Origin of the sequence: Ornithinibacillus proteolyticus, assembly GCF_039581225.1 — a bacterium.
Lineage (GTDB): Bacteria > Bacillota > Bacilli > Bacillales > Amphibacillaceae > Ornithinibacillus > Ornithinibacillus massiliensis.
Window position 1 is genome coordinate 1 of sequence record NZ_JBCPXV010000056.1, and the last position, 17,794, is coordinate 17,794.

Below are 17,794 nucleotides of genomic sequence, written 5' to 3' on the forward strand. Positions count from 1 at the left end.
TTGATGTAGTGGTCGGGAAACCAACTATATCTTATCACGAAGAGAGGCCTTTTTTAATTTTAATACCACGCTATAAGCTCTCCGGAACCCCCGGCATAGCCAGGGGTTTTCAAATGACACAAAAAAAATGCGCAGATGATAACCATCTGCGCCAAAACTAATCTATCTATTAAAAAGGGGGTCAATTAGTTATTCTTATTGTACCCCATAAATGTTTCGTCCGTGTTACAGACACGTTAAGATGCTTTTACTTTCAAAATACATCTTATTTTTTCGCTTTAATTTTCTCTTCTAATTCTTCAATATATGCTTGTGCTGCTTGTGCGGCAATTGAACCATCACCAGTTGCGGTTACAATTTGTCTAAGTTTTTTGTCGCGAATATCACCAGCAGCATAGATTCCAGGTATTGACGTTTCCATATTATAATTTGTTACGATATACCCTTCCTCATTCGTAATACCAAGCGTTTTAAATGGCTCACTTAACGGTACCATACCGATATATACGAAAACACCATCCGCAGGCTTTTCATATTCTTCACCTGTATGAACATCCTTCAACGTAACACTGCTCACTTTTCCATCAGGACCATTGATTTTTTCTACTGTTGTATTCCAAATGAAGTCTACTTTATCATTGTCAAATGCACGTTGTTGAAGAATCTTTTGTGCACGTAATTCCTCACGACGGTGAATGATGGTTACCTTGCTTGCAAATTTAGTTAGATAAACCCCTTCTTCAACAGCAGAGTCCCCACCACCAACAACAATCAATTCTCTTTCTTTAAAGAACGCACCATCACAAACGGCACAGTAAGATACACCACGACCACCTAATTCTTCCTCACCTGGGATACCAAGTTTTTTATATTGGGCACCCGTTGCAATAATTAGGGCTTTCGTTTTGAATTGTTTAGAACCAGCATGGATAATTTTGAAATCACCTTGGTCCTCGACACTTTTTATATCACCGTATGCATATTCTGCACCGAATTTTTTCGCATGTTCAAACATTTTATTGGATAGATCTGGTCCTAAAATATGATCATATCCAGGATAGTTCTCTACGTCTTCTGTGTTAGCCATTTGTCCCCCTGGAATACCACGTTCTATCATTAATGTATCCAAGTTAGCACGAGATGCATAAAGGGCTGCCGTCATACCAGCAGGTCCTGCACCAGCAATAATTAAATCATATATTTTTTCTTCGGACATTGATAACGCCCCTTTCTGTTTCTATTCTTGGTCTATATAAAGGGTATAAGATTTACCTTTCCTCGTCTAATTAAATGCTCAAGATTCCCATGGCACTTCCTGTGGTGATAATCGTTGATGCCTTCTACAACCTTCCTCCCATAGACTGAGCGCTTTAGAAGGTTCGCCTAATTGATAGATGGTCATACTATACCAACGATAATAGGAAATGTGACTTTTCACCACTGCTTTATCAAGCATACGAAAACGTGTGAATGCTTCATCATATAATCCTGTTCGAGCTAAGGTCACTGCAATACGTAATTTTTGTTGTTCATGCATTGGATATATATTTAGTAATGCGCGTATATGCTTTTCATATTCCTCCATATAGCCTGTCTCATAGTAAAATACAGCTAAGTTCGTATGGCTATATAAGCTATTTGAGTCTTCCTTAAATAATTCTAGTTCTTTTTCAATTGCTTCTTCTCTTCTACCGGAAAAGAATAGTGCAAACGTATATTCATGGTGTGCTATCTTATGATCTGGAAATAGTAATATCATTTCCTCTAACAAAGCTAAAGCTTTATCCCACTCATTATTTTCTAAATGATGAAAAACGGTTTCTTGATATACGAGGAGTTCATCCTCTTCATCAAGCTCCCACTCATCTTCATCAAGATCATCATCAATTTCAATTAATTGCAATAATGCTTTCGCATCCTCGCTAAAATCACCATCTGGTTCTTTATCAAGATAAGATACTGCAAATTTTTTCGCATCATTTAAAAGTCCCAAATGGGCATAATTATTGGCAAGTAGATAATAACAATCTACATATTGATCTCCTGTAGACTGTAATACATTCGTTAGAATTTGATTTGCTTTATGAAAAGAGCCGGTTTCCGTATAGATGATTGACATTTGACATTGGTATAAAGGGTTATCTGGTGCAGCATCTACCGCCTTGGTGAGCCACTTTAATGCAATGTCAAACTTCCGCTTGCGAAATGATTCTACACCTTTTGCAAAGTAAAAATCACCTGTAGGGATAAAAGGGATAACATTGTTTGTCTGAGCTAATTTATTCTTTTTTTCTACTGGTTGCATGCATATCCCCCTATTTTTTCACATATCGTTGAAAGTATACCATAATTATTTGTGGAATAACATAGTTAGTTTCTGCCTATAGAATGGAAGATTATCTATACTATAAGACCTTATCCAATCCCATATTTAAAACCTTATCCAGAGGTGCTATTCTGCAGGCTCTACCGCTTCTTTCAATAGCCGCTCTAACTCATGTACAAAGTTGATATTCCGTTCCGCCTTAAAGCTTAGCTGCTTCCTCATATAGAGCATCACGCTTTCTTTATGCTCTCTTACCCAATCTATATCAAAGAACAATGCACCTGTTCTTCTAATAAAGAAATCAGTAGGTTTATAGACTAATTCATATTCTAATCCGTAACAAAGCTCGGCAAAAACGACCGCATCGATTCCCTCTTCGTCTGCCTCTAGTTTCCTTGTTTCATATAAGTTAAAGACCTTATCCACATTTGCCCCATATCTCTTCACTAATTTTCTTGCGATTTCTTCCGCAATACCTAGCTCTACACCTTGCTTTACTTTACCCTTCATAAATTGTTGGAAGCCTTTGGACCCATTTACCTCTCCACCAGAAATAGGTAATGTCTTTGTTTCAGACTGCGAATAGATGATTCCAAGCTCATCTTTTAATTGGCTTACGACTGTATCTACTGCTTGCTCAGCCATTTTCCGATAACCGGTCAATTTTCCGCCAGCCATCGAAATTAACCCTGATTTAGAAATAAAGATTTCATCCCTACGTGAAATTTCCCCAGGCTTTTTTCCATCTTCCGCAATTAAAGGCCGTATTCCTGCCCAACTTGATTCTACATCCTCCTCCTTAACACGCAGGGAAGGAAACATATAATTTATCGCCTCCAATATATAGCCACGGTCCTCTTTCGTCATAGTTGGATGGGCTATTTCCCCTTTATAAGTTGTATCGGTTGTTCCAACATATGTTTTACCATCACGAGGTATAGCAAATACCATCCTTCCGTCCGGTGTATCAAAATATACCGCCTGTTGTAATGGAAACCTCTAGTGAGAAAACACAAGATGGACCCCTTTTGTTAAATGAAGATGTTTGCCATGTTTGGAACCATCTAGCTCACGCAATGTGTCTACCCATGGACCGCATGCATTTATAATCTTCTTTGCATAAATATTATGAATGTCACCAGTTGTTTGGTCCTCTGCCTTTACACCGATAACCTTGCCATGATCATCATAAATAAAAGAAGTAACTTTTACGTAATTGATAGCATGGGCACCTTTCTCTACAGCCTTCTTGATAACTTCTATTGTTAATCGCGCATCATCTGTCTTATATTCCACATAGTAGCCCGCTCCTTTTAACCCATCCTTTTTAAGCAATGGTTCCAGCTGTAGGGTCTTTTCCGGTGATAGCATCTTTCTTCGTTCGCCCCGTTTTACGCCTGCTAAATAATCATAAACTCTAAGACCGATATTCGTTGTAAAAGGCCCAAACGTTCCTCCCTCATGAAATGGTAGAAGCATCCATTCAGGAGTTGTAACATGTGGACCATTTTCATAAACGATGGCACGTTCTTTCCCGACCTCTGCAACCATCCTTATTTCAAATTGCTTTAAATACCGTAATCCTCCATGTACTAACTTTGTCGAGCGGCTGGAAGTACCCGCAGCAAAGTCCTGCATTTCTAATACCGCCGTCTGTAGTCCTCGTGTAACTGCGTCTAAAGCAATACCGGAACCTGTTATCCCGCCACCAATAACCAGTAAATCTAGTTCTTTCCTTTTCATCTCTTCCATAATTTCGTTTCGATGCAAACTTGAAAAATACCCCATTACCGGTTCCCCCTTTTAAATTGTATTACTAGTTCATACTATTAGTTCGTCTGTTACGTTTAGAATGGCGAATAGAAAAAACAAAGAAAAAGTGAAAAACCCCAAACATCTTTAAAGTTATTCTTTAGATGTTTGAGGTTTTCTTATTGACTGTTATCGGAAAGAGGTGCTTGCTGGCGCTTCTCCATCTCTTCTTTTGTATAAATAAGCTTCATCGGATTACCACCAACAAAAGCACCTGCAGGCACATCCTTATGTACTAATGTACCCGCAGAAACAATTGCGCCATCGCCAATTGTAACACCAGGAAGAATGGTACTATTGGCTCCTATCATTACTTCATCGCCAATCCGCACTTCACCAAGACGATATTCTTTAATTAAATACTCATGAGCTAAGATTGTTGTATTATAACCAATAATGGAATTATTCCCAACCGAAATCTTCTCTGGGAACATGATATCCGGCATCACCATGAGCGCAAAAGCGGTATTCTTCCCAACTTTCATGCGTAAAAAGACACGGTACAACCAATTTTTCATGCGTAAAAAAGGTGTATATCTAGCAACTTGAATGACGATAAAATTTTTAACAACCTTCCAAAAGGATACGGTTTTATATATTTGCCAAAGGGAATTATTCTCTTTAACAGAATGGCGCTCTGTATTTCTCATTTCTTACACCCCAATGATTTCTAATAAATCCTTCATATCCTGTAACATATAGGTTGGCTTACATTGATTTAATACTTCTTCTCCCTTTAATGACCAAGCTACCCCAGCAGTAAATACTCCTGCATGTTGACCTGACTCGATATCATGGGTATTGTCTCCTACCATTAATGTCGTATTTGCTGCTGCATGAAGATTCTCCATCGCTCGTAGGACTGGCTCTGGGTGTGGCTTAGCATGGGTGATATCATCTAATGCAATAATCGTATTAAAATAGTCATAGATTCCTGTCAATTTCATTCCTCTTATTGCCGTTTCCCGCATCTTTGTTGTCACAATTCCGAGCTGTACGCCATGTTTTTTTAACGCTTCTAAGGTTTCCTTAACATGGGGAAAAGCTTTTACATAGCTATCATGATGTGCCAGGTTATGTTCACGGTATGTTGTAATCATCGCCTCTGCTTTATCTAAATCAATCTTTTCAAATGTTTCTTTAAGTGGTGGTCCGTTAAAGCTAACAATCTCTTCATGGGTAAATTCCAATCCAAATTGTTTGAATGTGTGGTAAAAAGACTCATTAATTAGATCATTTGTATCAATTAATGTTCCGTCTAAATCAAATAGTATGGTATGAATGTTCATCGGTGATTTCCTTTCTCTTTCGCTGGTCCGATCGGTTCCAAAAGTATGCAATCGTCATGGTTAACACGATTGCCGTCACGAGCCTCATGACTAACAACGGCCATACAGGAATCCCTAAAGGAATGAAAATTAACGTGTCCTCCACTACTGCATGGCAAGATACTAGGAAAATTAACGCTAATGTCATATCTTTTTTGGACACGCCATCTTCCTTGACTGCTTGGATCATTAATCCTGCACCATAGGCAAGCCCAATCGTCAGTCCAGCTACTAAGGTCATGGATGTATTTTTTTCCATTCCTAATAGTTTTGTAATTGGGGCAAAGCCATTGGAAAGCTTTGTTAACCAACCTTTTTCTCGCAAATATTGCATTATAATCATCAGTGGTATAACGATTATAGCTAGCTGCAAGACAGCAATAAACGCTGTCGTTACACCATGTAAGCCTATTTCTGTCCAACCAGTTAAGTTGGTCGTTTCCTTCGAAATGAATCCGTACTGGGCTATTTCTCCGCCACCATTCCAAACCAAATTAATGACTATCGCTGCAACTAACGCAAGCCCAATACGAACACCAACTATAATCCACCATTTAATTCCTACTTTGGAAGCAACCGCAGACTCAATGATAAGGTTATGAGAGAACGATAGCATAATCGCCATAATAAATACTTCTTTCACTGTAAAGTCAAAAGAAATTATGGCTGCGATACCAGCATACAAATTCAAGACATTCCCTAGTACGATCGGTACAGCTGCTTCCCCTGACAGTCCAATCAAGCCCATTAAAGGACTAATTTTCTCAATAACCCAAGGTAGTACAGGAGTAAATTGCAGGATAGTAATAATTAAGGTTATTGGAAATATAACCTTCCCTAAAGTCCAGGTTGTCTGAAGGCCTTGTTTAAGACCTCGTAAAAATATACCAGACATCTACTGCTTCCCTCTCTCCAAAGCTATTATTTTTTCTTCTTAGGATTCTTTTTCTTGCCTAGATTTTTCTTTGTTTCCACATCTTGATATCGCTCTTTAACCGTTTTATAGCGATAAATAATAAATACAATCGCACCAACAATTAATAACACAGAAAGGAACTGTGCTGTTCGTAGGTTACCTACAATATACAAGCTATCTGTACGCATTCCTTCGATGAAGAAGCGACCAACAGAATATGCTGCTAAATAGGTTAAGAATACGGTACCGCGGATAGGGTTTCGTCGACGTAACCACAGCAATAAAACAAGAACTACAATATTCCATAACGATTCGTATAGGAATGTCGGATAATAATAGGTCCCTCCGATACACATTTGATCCATAATAAAATCAGGTAGTAGCGAATAATGTGTATCGATTACATTTTGGCTCATGATTGGGCCGCCATGTGCCTCTTGGTTCATGAAATTTCCCCAACGTCCAATTGCTTGCCCTAAGATTAAGCTAGGTGCTGCAACATCTGCTAATTGCCAGAATGGAATTTTTTTCACACGAGCAAAAACGATTGCTGTTAATACGGCACCAATTAATGCTCCATGAATGGCAATTCCACCATCCCGAATTGCAAATATCTTCCACCATGGTTCCCCTACATAACGCTCCCACTCGAAGATTACATAATAGATCCTTGCAAATAGAATGGAAATCGGTATTGCAAAAACTACTAAATCAACAAATAAGTCTTTCTTCAGTCCAATCCGATCCGCTTCCCTCATAGCAATATAGAGACCTAGAAAAGCCCCCGTTGCAATAATGACCCCATACCAATAAATTGGTAAAGAACCTAATTGAATGAAAACGCGATCGAGAAATGGTGCATCACAACTCATACGCTCACTCCTGTTCCTTCTCTTGTACAATCATTTTTGATAATCGTTCCGAAAACTCTTCAGCCGCATTCACACCCATACGCTTTAAGCGGAAGTTCATTGCTGCTACTTCAATAATAACCGCCAAGTTTCGTCCTGGACGAACGGGAATGGTTGCTTTCGGTAATTCCACATCCATTATTTTCATCTTTTCTTCGTCTAATCCTAATCTGTCATACTGCTTCTTCGGATCCCAAATTTCCAAGTTAATTATCAATGATATTTTCTTATTACTACGTACGGCACCTGCTCCAAATAACGTCATCACATTAATAATCCCAAGACCACGGATTTCTAATAAATGCTCAATTAACGGTGGTGAGTTACCAATGAGCGTATCATAATCCTCCTGGCGAATCTCGACACTATCATCCGCAACGAGACGATGTCCCCTTTTCACAAGCTCTAATGCGGTTTCACTTTTACCAACACCACTCTGGCCAGTAATGAGAACACCTACACCATAAATATCCACTAACACGCCATGAATTGCCGTAAACGGTGCAAATTTTGCCTCTAAGAAGTTTGTTAATCTACTGATAACCCTAGTTGTCTTCCTCGGAGAATGTAATATAGGAACACCGGAGTTATTTGCTGCATCAATCATTACCTGAGGAATAGTCATCCCTCTTGTAACCACAATACCAGGAGTAATATCCGTACAAATCTTCTGCATACGGTCCCGCTGTTCTTCTTGACTCAAATCAAGAAAATAAGTCATTTCTGTTTTTCCAATTAATTGAAGTCTTTCTTTCGGATAATACTTAAAATATCCCGTCATCTCAATGCCCGGACGAGAAATATCACTCGTTGTAATTTCCCTATGTATGCCCTCTTCTCCAGCGACTAACTCTAAATTGAAGTTTTCGAGCAAATCCTTCGTACGTACAATTGTTGTCATTTACTTTTCCTCCATCAGAAGTCCTAACTGCTTCTAATTGTAGCATATTTTCATATGTGGAAGGAAAAAAGATGTATCACCCAATAATTGAAACCCAAAGAAAAAACATCGGTATCACTCCGATGCTTTACATAATTTATTATGAAGTTAAAGTATCTTTTACTACTCTGTTAAGAAATAAATTGATAATGGAAAGAATAACAGCAGCTAAAAGCGCTGTACCAAATCCATCGATTACAAAAGAATCCCCCATCACACCTTGTGTAATCATCAATGTCAACGCATTAATAACAAACAAGAATAGCCCTAATGTTAAAATTGTAAAAGGTAACGTAAGTATGATTAAGATAGGCTTAACCACTACATTAAGCACTGCTAAAATTAACGCTGCTAACAAAGCAGTACCAAATCCCTCCAAATGGAAGGAATTAAACAACTGCGCAACCACAATTAAAGCAACAGCATTCAAAACTAAGGATAAAATTCCTCTCAAAAACAAAACATCCACCACCCTTCATATCCTCACCATTATTCTATTCTATATAAAAATCGCTTCTCTTTCTAGTAGTTGTCCTCTTTTATAGTTTATTAATGGAAGTGGGAAATATGAATGGAATTGTGGGGAGGGGGTGGTGGGGCTTATGGGATTTGGGGTTGGGGGGTGGGTGGATATTGCTGTGGGTTGGGATCATGTACTTCAAGTTTGGGCGCATTTTTCTCGGACTTGGGCTCATGTTCTTTCGGGGTGGGTGCATCTTTCTATGATTTGGGCGCATGTGCTTTCGGGGTGGGCGCATCTTCCCCTGGGTTGGGATCATGCACTTTAAGTTTGGGCGCATCTTTCTCCGACTTGGGCTCATGTGCTTTCAAGTTGGGCGCATCTTCCACGGACTTGGGCTCATTTACTTTCGCGTTGGGCGCATCTCCCCAACATTTGGGCGCATATACTTTCAAGTCGGGCGCATCTCCCCAACATTCGAGCTCATGTACTTCGAATTAGACAAAAATCCCCTGCACCAATTGCAGGGGATTCTTTTAATATTTCCAAATATAAAAGGATTCAAAGCCTAGACGCTCTTTGGCTTGTTCTTTTAGATCGTCTGTCATGTCGTCTGATTGATTCCAGCTGCGAATAACGCCGCTAGCTTGGGATTGGTGGCAGAGAATTGCTTCCATTTTTTTATCAAAATTATTGCGTACATCATTGATAACATCTGGCTTTCCTAAGTCTTCTACATGTGTTCTTGTGATGGCCTGCGCCCAAACTGTTGGACGCTTTTCTGGATCCATTAACCGAACTGCTTCCACGGCAGCAGCACCTAGTGCATTGTGATCTGGGTGTACTGCATGATCTGGGTAATGGGTAATGACAAGTGTAGGTTCAATTTCTTCTAAAATCCCTTTTAGGTGCTGAGCTACTTCATTACGATCCTCGTACTCTAGGGTTTTATCTCGATAGCCAAGAAGACGTAATTCCATATCTAAAACTTTACAAGCTTCGGTAATTTCTTTTTTTCTAATCTCGGGAAGGGTTTCACGGTTAGCGAAAGTTGGATTTCCCATATTTCGTCCCATTTCACCTAAGGTACCACAAAGATAGGTTACTGGTACCCCTTGTTCACGAAAATTCATTATCGTCCCAGCTGCTCCGAATGATTCGTCATCTGGATGTGGATAGATAACAACAACATGTTTATGCTTTTCCATTTTGTTAAACCTTCTTTCTCCTACCATTTAGTAATGAAACGGTGTTTCACTAATTTGTAATGCAACCATTAGACGGCCTTCACGATCGTGGCCTGCCATTAACAGTTTTTCATCCTCGTGCATAGTCCACTCTGTTAGTCCCTCTGCATAAATCCAACCGATATCCATCTTCAAACCAGCACGATAGGATTTACCATCACCAACAATTTTGGCTTGATTAAAACGTACCTTTGTATTGCGAATATAAACACCAACATTATATGCTTTCTCATTAACATGACTAGCGTATGCGCCATTTGTTGTTTCTAAATGAATATAAACATCTTTTCCAACAAAGCTCTCAAGCTTTTCTTGGACTTTATCAAGCTCAATCGGTTTCATCAGTCTTCCTCCTTACATTTCTACTTTTTACATTACCGAAACGAACAAGTCTCGTCAAAATATAATGATTTAGGGACTAGGCAAAACTTTCCTATTTAAGGAAAGTTTTGTAATTTATTGCCTTAAATCTATGGCGAAACTTGTCAAATATCGTCGAACTCTCCCAATAATACAAGAATTAGTTAGTGATACAATAATTATGTAACATAATTCTATTAAATGAGGAGTGGTTTATTTTGAAAAAGAAAAAGAAAGTAGCGATTTTATCTAGTACCCTATTAGCAACAGTTTTAGTTACCTCACCTGTGTCCGCATCATCAACAACCTTAGAAGACAGTATTAAAGATTTTGATTATGAAACTGTAATAAACACCTATTATTCTAGCATTCCAGAGGAAGTTAAAAACATAAAAGGTGATACTAAAAAGGAGTTTAATAAAGAATTCTTAACAGATGAAGAAATCAATCAGATTACACCTGATATTATAAAATCTGTTTACAATAAAATTGAAGAAAACCCTAGATTTAACAGTTTTAATGATTTGGGGACTAACAAACTCGTTGCAGATTTATTTAGAGACGAAATTAAAAATTCCGAATCTGGAATTGGATTAAATTGGAGCCTTCCAGGTTACGACAATCTAACAGATGAAGAAAAAAAGCTTGCTAAAAGCCATCCTCTTGAATTCGCAAAATATGCCGACGCTGCATTATATGCAACATCTGTAGCTGAGGATTATTATGCGCCTAGCGAGTTGTATCAAGGAAATGGAGATGCATTTAGACTAGTTTTTGGAACGCTATTATGATAAAAAGGTTTAATGGTACACTTTCAGATAGAGTTGAGCGAGTTCATATATGGACAGACGCTCATGAGTCTGAATCATCAGGAGTAGATAAAGAGATGGATTTAATTAACAATGAAATTGGACGGTACTATGGTTATCTAAATTATACAAAGAGTAATCAATATATTATTGACGGTCTACGAGAAAATGTAAGAAATCGTGGACTAGTAAGAATTGTTAACGGTGAATTAGTGGCGACAAATGCCTGGAATGGTTGGGTTTGGGAATAAAGTAATCAACACTATAAGAAATAACTCTTTACAGCAATATAGGGACTTAGAAAGATACTAATTTTACAACTATATTATAAATAGTATAGGGGAGAACACCATATTACTAAAGTCTAGTATATACTAGCCATAGTATTATGGTGTTCTCCTTTTTATCGACAATTGAAATCTTTACTACAATAAAGAAATTCTATTTTATCTTTCAATAATTATTAAATCATCAGACGGAGATAAATAATCCTTTTCCCCTATTGTTAAATTAACACCTTGATGTTCCACTTCAACATATTGGACCACCTTTTCTTCGTTCATAAAAACTAACAAATATATATCGTCTCTCATTCTGATATTACTTGAGTCATTAAATTTAACGCCCAAATATTTTTCTATTTCTTCTTCGGAACTATAGGGTGTAAAGAGGAATGCTTTTTCCCACTCAAAGTCAGTTAAAGATTTGAGGCTTATTTCATTATTACTTACATCCACTATGGTTGAATGGATAGATTCCCCTAATTCTGTATTTTCTTGTACATTACTACATCCAACTATTAACAGCGATAGAATTATAATACCAACAAATATTTTTTTGATAATTATTCTCTCCATTCAATAATTACAAATACCCTCATTATTTTTTATTTTTCTATATTTTCTTTTACATTCTAGCACATAGCTGAATTAATCTCCATCCGACTATTGTCATAACTTAAAGCTTACGAACAAATAATCCATGATGGTTTTAGTTCAAAAGTAATTCTAGTTCAGCGACCATAAAAAGGACGTCCCACCTTCATGAGACATCCTTCGCTTTTCGTTATTTTGCACTCATCTCTTCTTTAGCTTGTAATCCTTGTTCTTGCCTTTTCTTATCGCGCTCTAATACTGGCTTTAAATAGTTTCCAGTATAGGATGCTTTATGTTCTGCAATTTTTTCAGGAGTACCTGTTGCAATGATCTGACCGCCACCTGCACCGCCCTCAGGTCCGAGGTCAATTAAATAGTCGGCAGTTTTAATTACATCTAAGTTATGTTCAATGATCAGAACCGTATCACCATTATCAACTAAGCGCTGAAGTACTTTTAACAGTCTACTAATATCATCGACATGTAATCCGGTTGTTGGTTCGTCAAGAATGTACATCGTCTTACCATTGGAACGACGATGCAGCTCACTAGCCAGCTTCACCCGCTGTGCTTCCCCACCAGATAAGGTTGTAGCAGGCTGCCCAAGCCTTACATATCCTAGCCCAACATCGACAATGGTCTGAAGTTTACGCTTAATCTTTGGTATATTATTGAAAAATTCTAATGCTTCTTCAATCGTCATGTCTAATACTTCTGCGATGCTTTTTCCTTTATACTTTACCTCTAATGTTTCCCTGTTATAGCGACTGCCATGGCACACTTCACAAGGGACATATACATCTGGTAAAAAGTGCATTTCGATTTTGATGATTCCATCACCTTTACAAGCTTCGCAACGGCCACCCTTTACATTGAAGCTAAAACGCCCTTTTTTATAGCCACGGACTTTCGCCTCATTAGTAGAAGCATATACGTCACGGATATCATCAAATACTCCTGTGTAGGTTGCTGGATTAGATCTAGGTGTTCGGCCAATAGGTGATTGGTCGATATTGATTACTTTCTCTAAATGCTCTAATCCCTTCATTTCCTTATGCGCACCTGGTATTTGTTTACTGCGATTCAGTTCTCTCGATAATGATTTATAGACTATCTCATTAACAAGTGAGCTTTTTCCTGAACCGGAAACACCAGTGACGACATTGAATAGACCTATTGGAATTTTTACCGATACATTCTTCAGGTTATTTTCCTTCGCTCCTACTACTTCTATAAAACGTTTATCTGGCTTTCTTCTCGTAAGTGGTACAGGAATATACTTATTACCAGATAAATACTGTCCTGTTAACGATTTTTCGTTATTCATGACTTCTTCCGGTGTACCGCTAGCCACGATTTGTCCACCATGCTCACCAGCACCTGGACCAATATCGATTAACCAATCAGCTGCTAGCATCGTATCCTCGTCATGCTCTACAACTATCAACGAGTTATCTAAATCACGCATCCCTTTTAATGCCTCAATCAATTTATCATTATCTCGCTGGTGAAGCCCGATGGATGGTTCATCTAGAACATAAAGAACCCCCGTTAGAGCCGAGCCGATTTGGGTAGCAAGCCGAATACGTTGTGCCTCTCCACCAGATAACGTTCCAGCAGTACGGGATAATGTGAGATAATCTAGTCCGACATTATTCAAAAAGTCTAAACGATTATTAATTTCCTTAATTAGTAGCTTAGCAATCTGTTTTTCTTTCTCACTAAGCTCTAATTCTTGGAAGAAATTCATGGCATCTGTAATGGAAAAGTCTGTAACATTGCTAATATGCAATCCATTCACTTTAACCGCTAATGCCTCTTCTTTTAAACGATGCCCCTTACAAGTTGGACAATGCTTCTGAGCCATATACTTCTCTAGACTTTCACGAACATAATCAGAAGAAGATTCTTTATAGCGTCGTGCAATATTATGGATGACACCCTCAAATTCGATCAGCCCATTACGTGTATGACCAAAATCGCTCTTAAAGTAGAAATGAATCTTCTCTTTCCCACTTCCGTAAAGAATCTTATCCATCTGTTCTTTTGGAATATCTTTTACTGGTATATCCATATCAATATCAAAATGGTCACAAACACTTTTCAGAAGCTGTGGATAGTATTGGGAACTAACCGGCTCCCATGCAGCAATCGCATGTTCATTTAATGTTTTATTCCAATCCGGAATAACGAGATCCACATCGACCACAAGATTCGTACCAAGTCCATCACATGTCGGACAAGCTCCAAAAGGACTGTTGAAAGAGAATAACCTTGGTTCTAGCTCACCAATAGAAAAACCACAGATTGGACAAGCATGATTCTCACTAAAGATTAGCTCTTCTTCTCCCATGACATCAACTACTACTTTACCTTCTCCTAGATTCAATGCCGTCTCAAGCGAATCACTTAATCTTGTTTCGATACCTGGTTTCACGATGACACGATCGACTACGACTTCAATCGTATGCTTTTTATTTTTTTCTAGCTTAATATCCTCTGTAACCTCACGCATCTCTTTATCCACACGAATCCGAACAAAACCTTCTTTTTTCAGCTTTTCTAACACCTTAATATGTTCACCTTTTCTACCAGATACAACAGGCGCTAGGAGCTGCATTTTCGTTCTTTCTGGGTATTCCATAATACGGTCTACCATTTGTTGAACCGTTTGGGAAGAAATTTCGATACCATGATTTGGACAAACTGGACGTCCGATTCTTGCAAATAGCAATCGTAAATAATCATATACCTCTGTTACCGTCCCAACCGTTGATCGTGGATTTCTACTAGTCGTTTTTTGATCAATCGCAATGGCTGGAGATAATCCATCAATCGTGTCCACATCTGCCTTTTCCATTTGTCCTAAAAATTGACGAGCATACGCGGACAAAGACTCCACATAGCGTCTTTGCCCCTCCGCATAAATCGTATCAAAGGCTAGCGATGATTTACCGGAACCAGATAGACCCGTTACGACTACTAGCTTATTTTTAGGTATGGATATATCAACATTTTTCAAGTTGTGTGCCCTTGCACCTTTAATATCAATCGTTTTACTTGGCATTCATCGGTCATCCTTCCGCTTTAAGTTCAAATAGTATATCTCTTAATTCAGCAGCCTTTTCAAAATCAAGCGCTTTGGCAGCCTCGCGCATCTCTTTTTCCATACTTTCGATAACCTTTTCTCTTTCCTTCTTCGTTAATTTGGCTAGGCTCTTTGTCTTCGTTTCATAGCCTGCCTCCTCCTCCGAAGCTACTGTCGCCCTTATGACATCACGAACATCCTTTTTAATAGTTGTCGGTGTAATATGATGCTTCTTGTTGTATTCCATTTGGATTTTACGGCGTCGCTCTGTCTCATCGATTGCTTTTTGCATGGAATCCGTAATCTTATCCGCATACATGATTACTTGGCCATTTGCATTACGTGCAGCACGACCCATCGTTTGGATTAGGGAGCGCTCTGAGCGTAGGAAGCCTTCTTTATCCGCATCCAAAATAGCCACCAAGGAAACTTCTGGAATATCTAACCCTTCACGAAGTAAGTTAATTCCTACAAGCACATCATATTTACCTACGCGAAGATCACGAATTACCTCAATTCGTTCAAGGGTTTTTATTTCACTATGCAAATAAGCCACTTTAATACCAATTTCTTTCAGATAATCGGTTAGGTCCTCTGACATTTTCTTCGTTAAGGTCGTCACTAATACGCGTTCATTCTTTTCTGTACGAGTATTTATTTCTGCAATTAAGTCATCGATTTGTCCATCGATTGGCCGAACCTCAACTTTCGGATCTAGTAAACCTGTAGGGCGAATAATCTGCTCGGTCATCTTAGGAGTATGCTCTAATTCATAAGGACCCGGTGTTGCTGATACAAAGATAATTTGATTTACTTTTTTATCAAACTCCTCGAACTTCAATGGACGATTATCTAAAGCAGAAGGCAAGCGAAATCCATGATCCACAAGGACTTGCTTTCTTGCCTGGTCACCGTTATACATACCACGAATTTGTGGTAAGGTGACATGGGATTCATCCACGACGACTAAGAAGTCTTTCGGAAAATAATCTAATAGCGTATATGGTGTGGCACCTGCTTCTCGTAAGGTTAGATGTCTCGAATAGTTCTCTATCCCAGAGCAAAAGCCCATCTCACGCATCATTTCTAAATCATAATTGGTTCGTTGTTCTAGTCGTTGTGCTTCTAAAAGCTTATTCTGTCCACGTAACTCTTCCAAACGCTCTTCCAATTCTTTCTCAATATTAGCAATCGCAAGCTTTAATTTTTCCTCACGTGTAACAAAGTGGGATGCTGGAAAAATGGCTACATGTTCACGGTCACCAATAATTTCACCGGTTAAAGCATCCACTTCACGAATTCGATCGATTTCATCACCGAAAAATTCAATTCGAATACAATGTTCTTCCCGTGAAGCTGGAATAATTTCAACAGAATCTCCACGTACACGGAACGTTCCACGCTGAAAATCAATATCATTGCGTGCATATTGTATATCGACTAAGTCTCTAAGTAATTGGTCACGGTCTTTTTCCATTCCCATACGAAGTGATAACACTTGTGCACTATATTCTTCTGGATTACCTAATCCATATATACAAGATACACTCGCCACTATTAACACATCATTTCGTTCAAAAAGGGCTGATGTCGCCGAGTGACGTAGTTTGTCAATTTCATCATTTATACTGGCATCTTTTTCAATAAATGTATCGGTGGAAGGAACATATGCCTCTGGTTGATAATAATCATAATAGCTTACAAAATACTCCACTGCATTATTCGGAAAAAACTCCTTAAACTCACTATATAATTGACCAGCCAATGTTTTATTATGCGCAATGACTAATGTTGGACGGTTAATTTCTTTTACCACATTGGATACGGTAAACGTCTTACCCGTACCTGTCGCTCCAAGCAATGTTTGATGGCGCTGCCCTGCAAGCACCTTCTCTACTAATTCTTTTATAGCATTTGGTTGGTCTCCCTTTGGCTCATATTTTGAAACCAGTTCAAACTTATTATGTTCCATTGTCTCCCTCCGTCCTTAACCTTATTTCAGTGTACCATATTCTACCACTATATATTATCATAAAATGCGAACTAACATTCGTTTTTGCTCTATATACATACTACCTATTTTTCCCTAAGTATTCAAGAATTTAGACAGGGTGACATCGTATAATTGAATTATTCTATAAAAAAGCCGAACTACGCTAAGAAGTCATGAATTGAAATCTAAGTAGTTCGGGTTCTTTAAACATATGTAATTATTCGCTTCTGAATAGTGTTGTCACGGTGTATTGCATTAACTAATTCTTTAACTACATACTACGCACTCATTTTTCGATTATTGATAAATAGGAAAATAAAGTAGCTTACTACTAAAATAATTATATATAAAAGTTCCGGAAAAACAAAAGAAGCATCCGTTAAGCGTTCATCGTGCAAATTGAATAAATCCAAAAGAAAATTCGTTAGTAAAAATAACAGTATAGTAGTCCAGCTTTGCACAATAGACTTTTGTTTAATAGCCTTCTTTCTTTCATCATCATGAGGTCCTACATAACTTTCATTATTTCCTGTAAAAAACCCTATCAACACAATACATACAATAGGAATTATGACTAACGTAACGAGTAGTTTCATTCTGTATCCCTCCCTCAATAAAGTTAATTTTTCTTCCAAATACTCGCGTATTCTCAATATTTTATAAACACTAGTTAGTTGACACACCTTATAGATAGTTAAAAATTGAAAGTAATTCAATTTATTTACAGGT

16 protein-coding genes and 1 pseudogene are annotated in these 17,794 nt (G+C 38.2%); 2 read left to right on the top strand and 15 right to left on the bottom strand.

Features of this window, described 5'->3' with window-relative positions; genetic code table 11:
- Positions 1-265: 265 nt before the first annotated feature.
- The 11 genes and pseudogenes from trxB to AAIB49_RS17425 all read right to left on the bottom strand — a co-directional run bounded on the left by trxB (position 266) and on the right by AAIB49_RS17425 (position 10,282).
- On the bottom strand, positions 266-1,216 hold the full coding sequence (trxB, locus tag AAIB49_RS17375; RefSeq protein ID WP_343458754.1) for a thioredoxin-disulfide reductase: 951 nt from the start codon (positions 1,214-1,216) through the stop codon (positions 266-268).
- Positions 1,217-1,294: 78 nt separating this feature from the next.
- Positions 1,295-2,305 (bottom strand): tetratricopeptide repeat protein, encoded by a 1,011-nt coding sequence (locus AAIB49_RS17380; protein ID WP_343458755.1) that lies wholly within the window; start codon positions 2,303-2,305, stop codon positions 1,295-1,297.
- A 147-nt stretch (positions 2,306-2,452) separates the two neighbouring features.
- Positions 2,453-4,114, bottom strand: a pseudogene (locus tag AAIB49_RS17385) (glycerol-3-phosphate dehydrogenase/oxidase).
- 143 nt (positions 4,115-4,257) lie between these two features.
- The gene (locus AAIB49_RS17390; protein ID WP_339213929.1) at positions 4,258-4,788 is read right to left on the bottom strand and encodes an acyltransferase; all 531 of its coding nucleotides are present in this window, start codon (positions 4,786-4,788) and stop codon (positions 4,258-4,260) included.
- A 3-nt stretch (positions 4,789-4,791) separates the two neighbouring features.
- Complete coding sequence (ppaX, locus tag AAIB49_RS17395; protein WP_339213927.1) at positions 4,792-5,427, bottom strand: pyrophosphatase PpaX; 636 nt, start codon at positions 5,425-5,427, stop codon at positions 4,792-4,794.
- A complete protein-coding gene (locus tag AAIB49_RS17400; protein ID WP_343458756.1) occupies positions 5,402-6,361 on the bottom strand; it encodes a nucleoside recognition domain-containing protein in 960 nt (319 codons plus the stop codon). The genes ppaX and AAIB49_RS17400 overlap by 26 nt, the downstream gene beginning before the upstream one ends.
- Positions 6,362-6,387: 26 nt before the next feature.
- Complete coding sequence (gene lgt / locus AAIB49_RS17405) at positions 6,388-7,254, bottom strand: prolipoprotein diacylglyceryl transferase (protein WP_343458757.1); 867 nt, start codon at positions 7,252-7,254, stop codon at positions 6,388-6,390.
- A gap of 4 nt (positions 7,255-7,258) precedes the next feature.
- Positions 7,259-8,194, bottom strand: a complete 936-nt coding sequence (gene hprK, locus AAIB49_RS17410; protein ID WP_339213922.1) for an HPr(Ser) kinase/phosphatase — start codon at positions 8,192-8,194, stop codon at positions 7,259-7,261.
- A gap of 139 nt (positions 8,195-8,333) precedes the next feature.
- Complete coding sequence (locus AAIB49_RS17415) at positions 8,334-8,693, bottom strand: phage holin family protein (protein ID WP_339213921.1); 360 nt, start codon at positions 8,691-8,693, stop codon at positions 8,334-8,336.
- A gap of 536 nt (positions 8,694-9,229) precedes the next feature.
- Positions 9,230-9,901 (bottom strand): bacillithiol biosynthesis deacetylase BshB2, encoded by a 672-nt coding sequence (gene bshB2 / locus AAIB49_RS17420; protein ID WP_339213918.1) that lies wholly within the window; start codon positions 9,899-9,901, stop codon positions 9,230-9,232.
- 27 nt (positions 9,902-9,928) lie between these two features.
- Positions 9,929-10,282: a YojF family protein gene (locus AAIB49_RS17425; protein ID WP_339213916.1), complete on the bottom strand. Its 354-nt coding sequence runs from the start codon at positions 10,280-10,282 to the stop codon at positions 9,929-9,931.
- Positions 10,283-10,518: 236 nt separating this feature from the next.
- Here AAIB49_RS17425 and AAIB49_RS17430 point away from each other — a divergent pair, with 236 nt between their 5' ends.
- Together AAIB49_RS17430 and AAIB49_RS17435 are read left to right on the top strand one after the other, a co-directional pair.
- On the top strand, positions 10,519-11,091 hold the full coding sequence (locus tag AAIB49_RS17430) for a hypothetical protein (protein WP_339213914.1): 573 nt from the start codon (positions 10,519-10,521) through the stop codon (positions 11,089-11,091).
- Complete coding sequence (locus AAIB49_RS17435; protein WP_339213912.1) at positions 11,088-11,360, top strand: DUF6973 domain-containing protein; 273 nt, start codon at positions 11,088-11,090, stop codon at positions 11,358-11,360. Before AAIB49_RS17430 ends, AAIB49_RS17435 begins: the two co-directional genes overlap by 4 nt.
- A 195-nt stretch (positions 11,361-11,555) precedes the next feature.
- On the opposite strand, the gene AAIB49_RS17440 is transcribed toward AAIB49_RS17435, so the two are convergent.
- From AAIB49_RS17440 to AAIB49_RS17455, 4 genes are all read right to left on the bottom strand, one after another.
- Complete coding sequence (locus AAIB49_RS17440) at positions 11,556-11,966, bottom strand: hypothetical protein (protein ID WP_339213910.1); 411 nt, start codon at positions 11,964-11,966, stop codon at positions 11,556-11,558.
- A gap of 208 nt (positions 11,967-12,174) precedes the next feature.
- The gene (gene uvrA / locus AAIB49_RS17445) at positions 12,175-15,051 is read right to left on the bottom strand and encodes an excinuclease ABC subunit UvrA (RefSeq protein ID WP_339213908.1); all 2,877 of its coding nucleotides are present in this window, start codon (positions 15,049-15,051) and stop codon (positions 12,175-12,177) included.
- Positions 15,052-15,058: 7 nt separating this feature from the next.
- Positions 15,059-17,044: an excinuclease ABC subunit UvrB gene (gene uvrB, locus AAIB49_RS17450; RefSeq protein WP_339213906.1), complete on the bottom strand. Its 1,986-nt coding sequence runs from the start codon at positions 17,042-17,044 to the stop codon at positions 15,059-15,061.
- 299 nt (positions 17,045-17,343) lie between these two features.
- Complete coding sequence (locus AAIB49_RS17455; RefSeq protein WP_343458758.1) at positions 17,344-17,661, bottom strand: hypothetical protein; 318 nt, start codon at positions 17,659-17,661, stop codon at positions 17,344-17,346.
- Positions 17,662-17,794 lie beyond the last annotated feature (133 nt).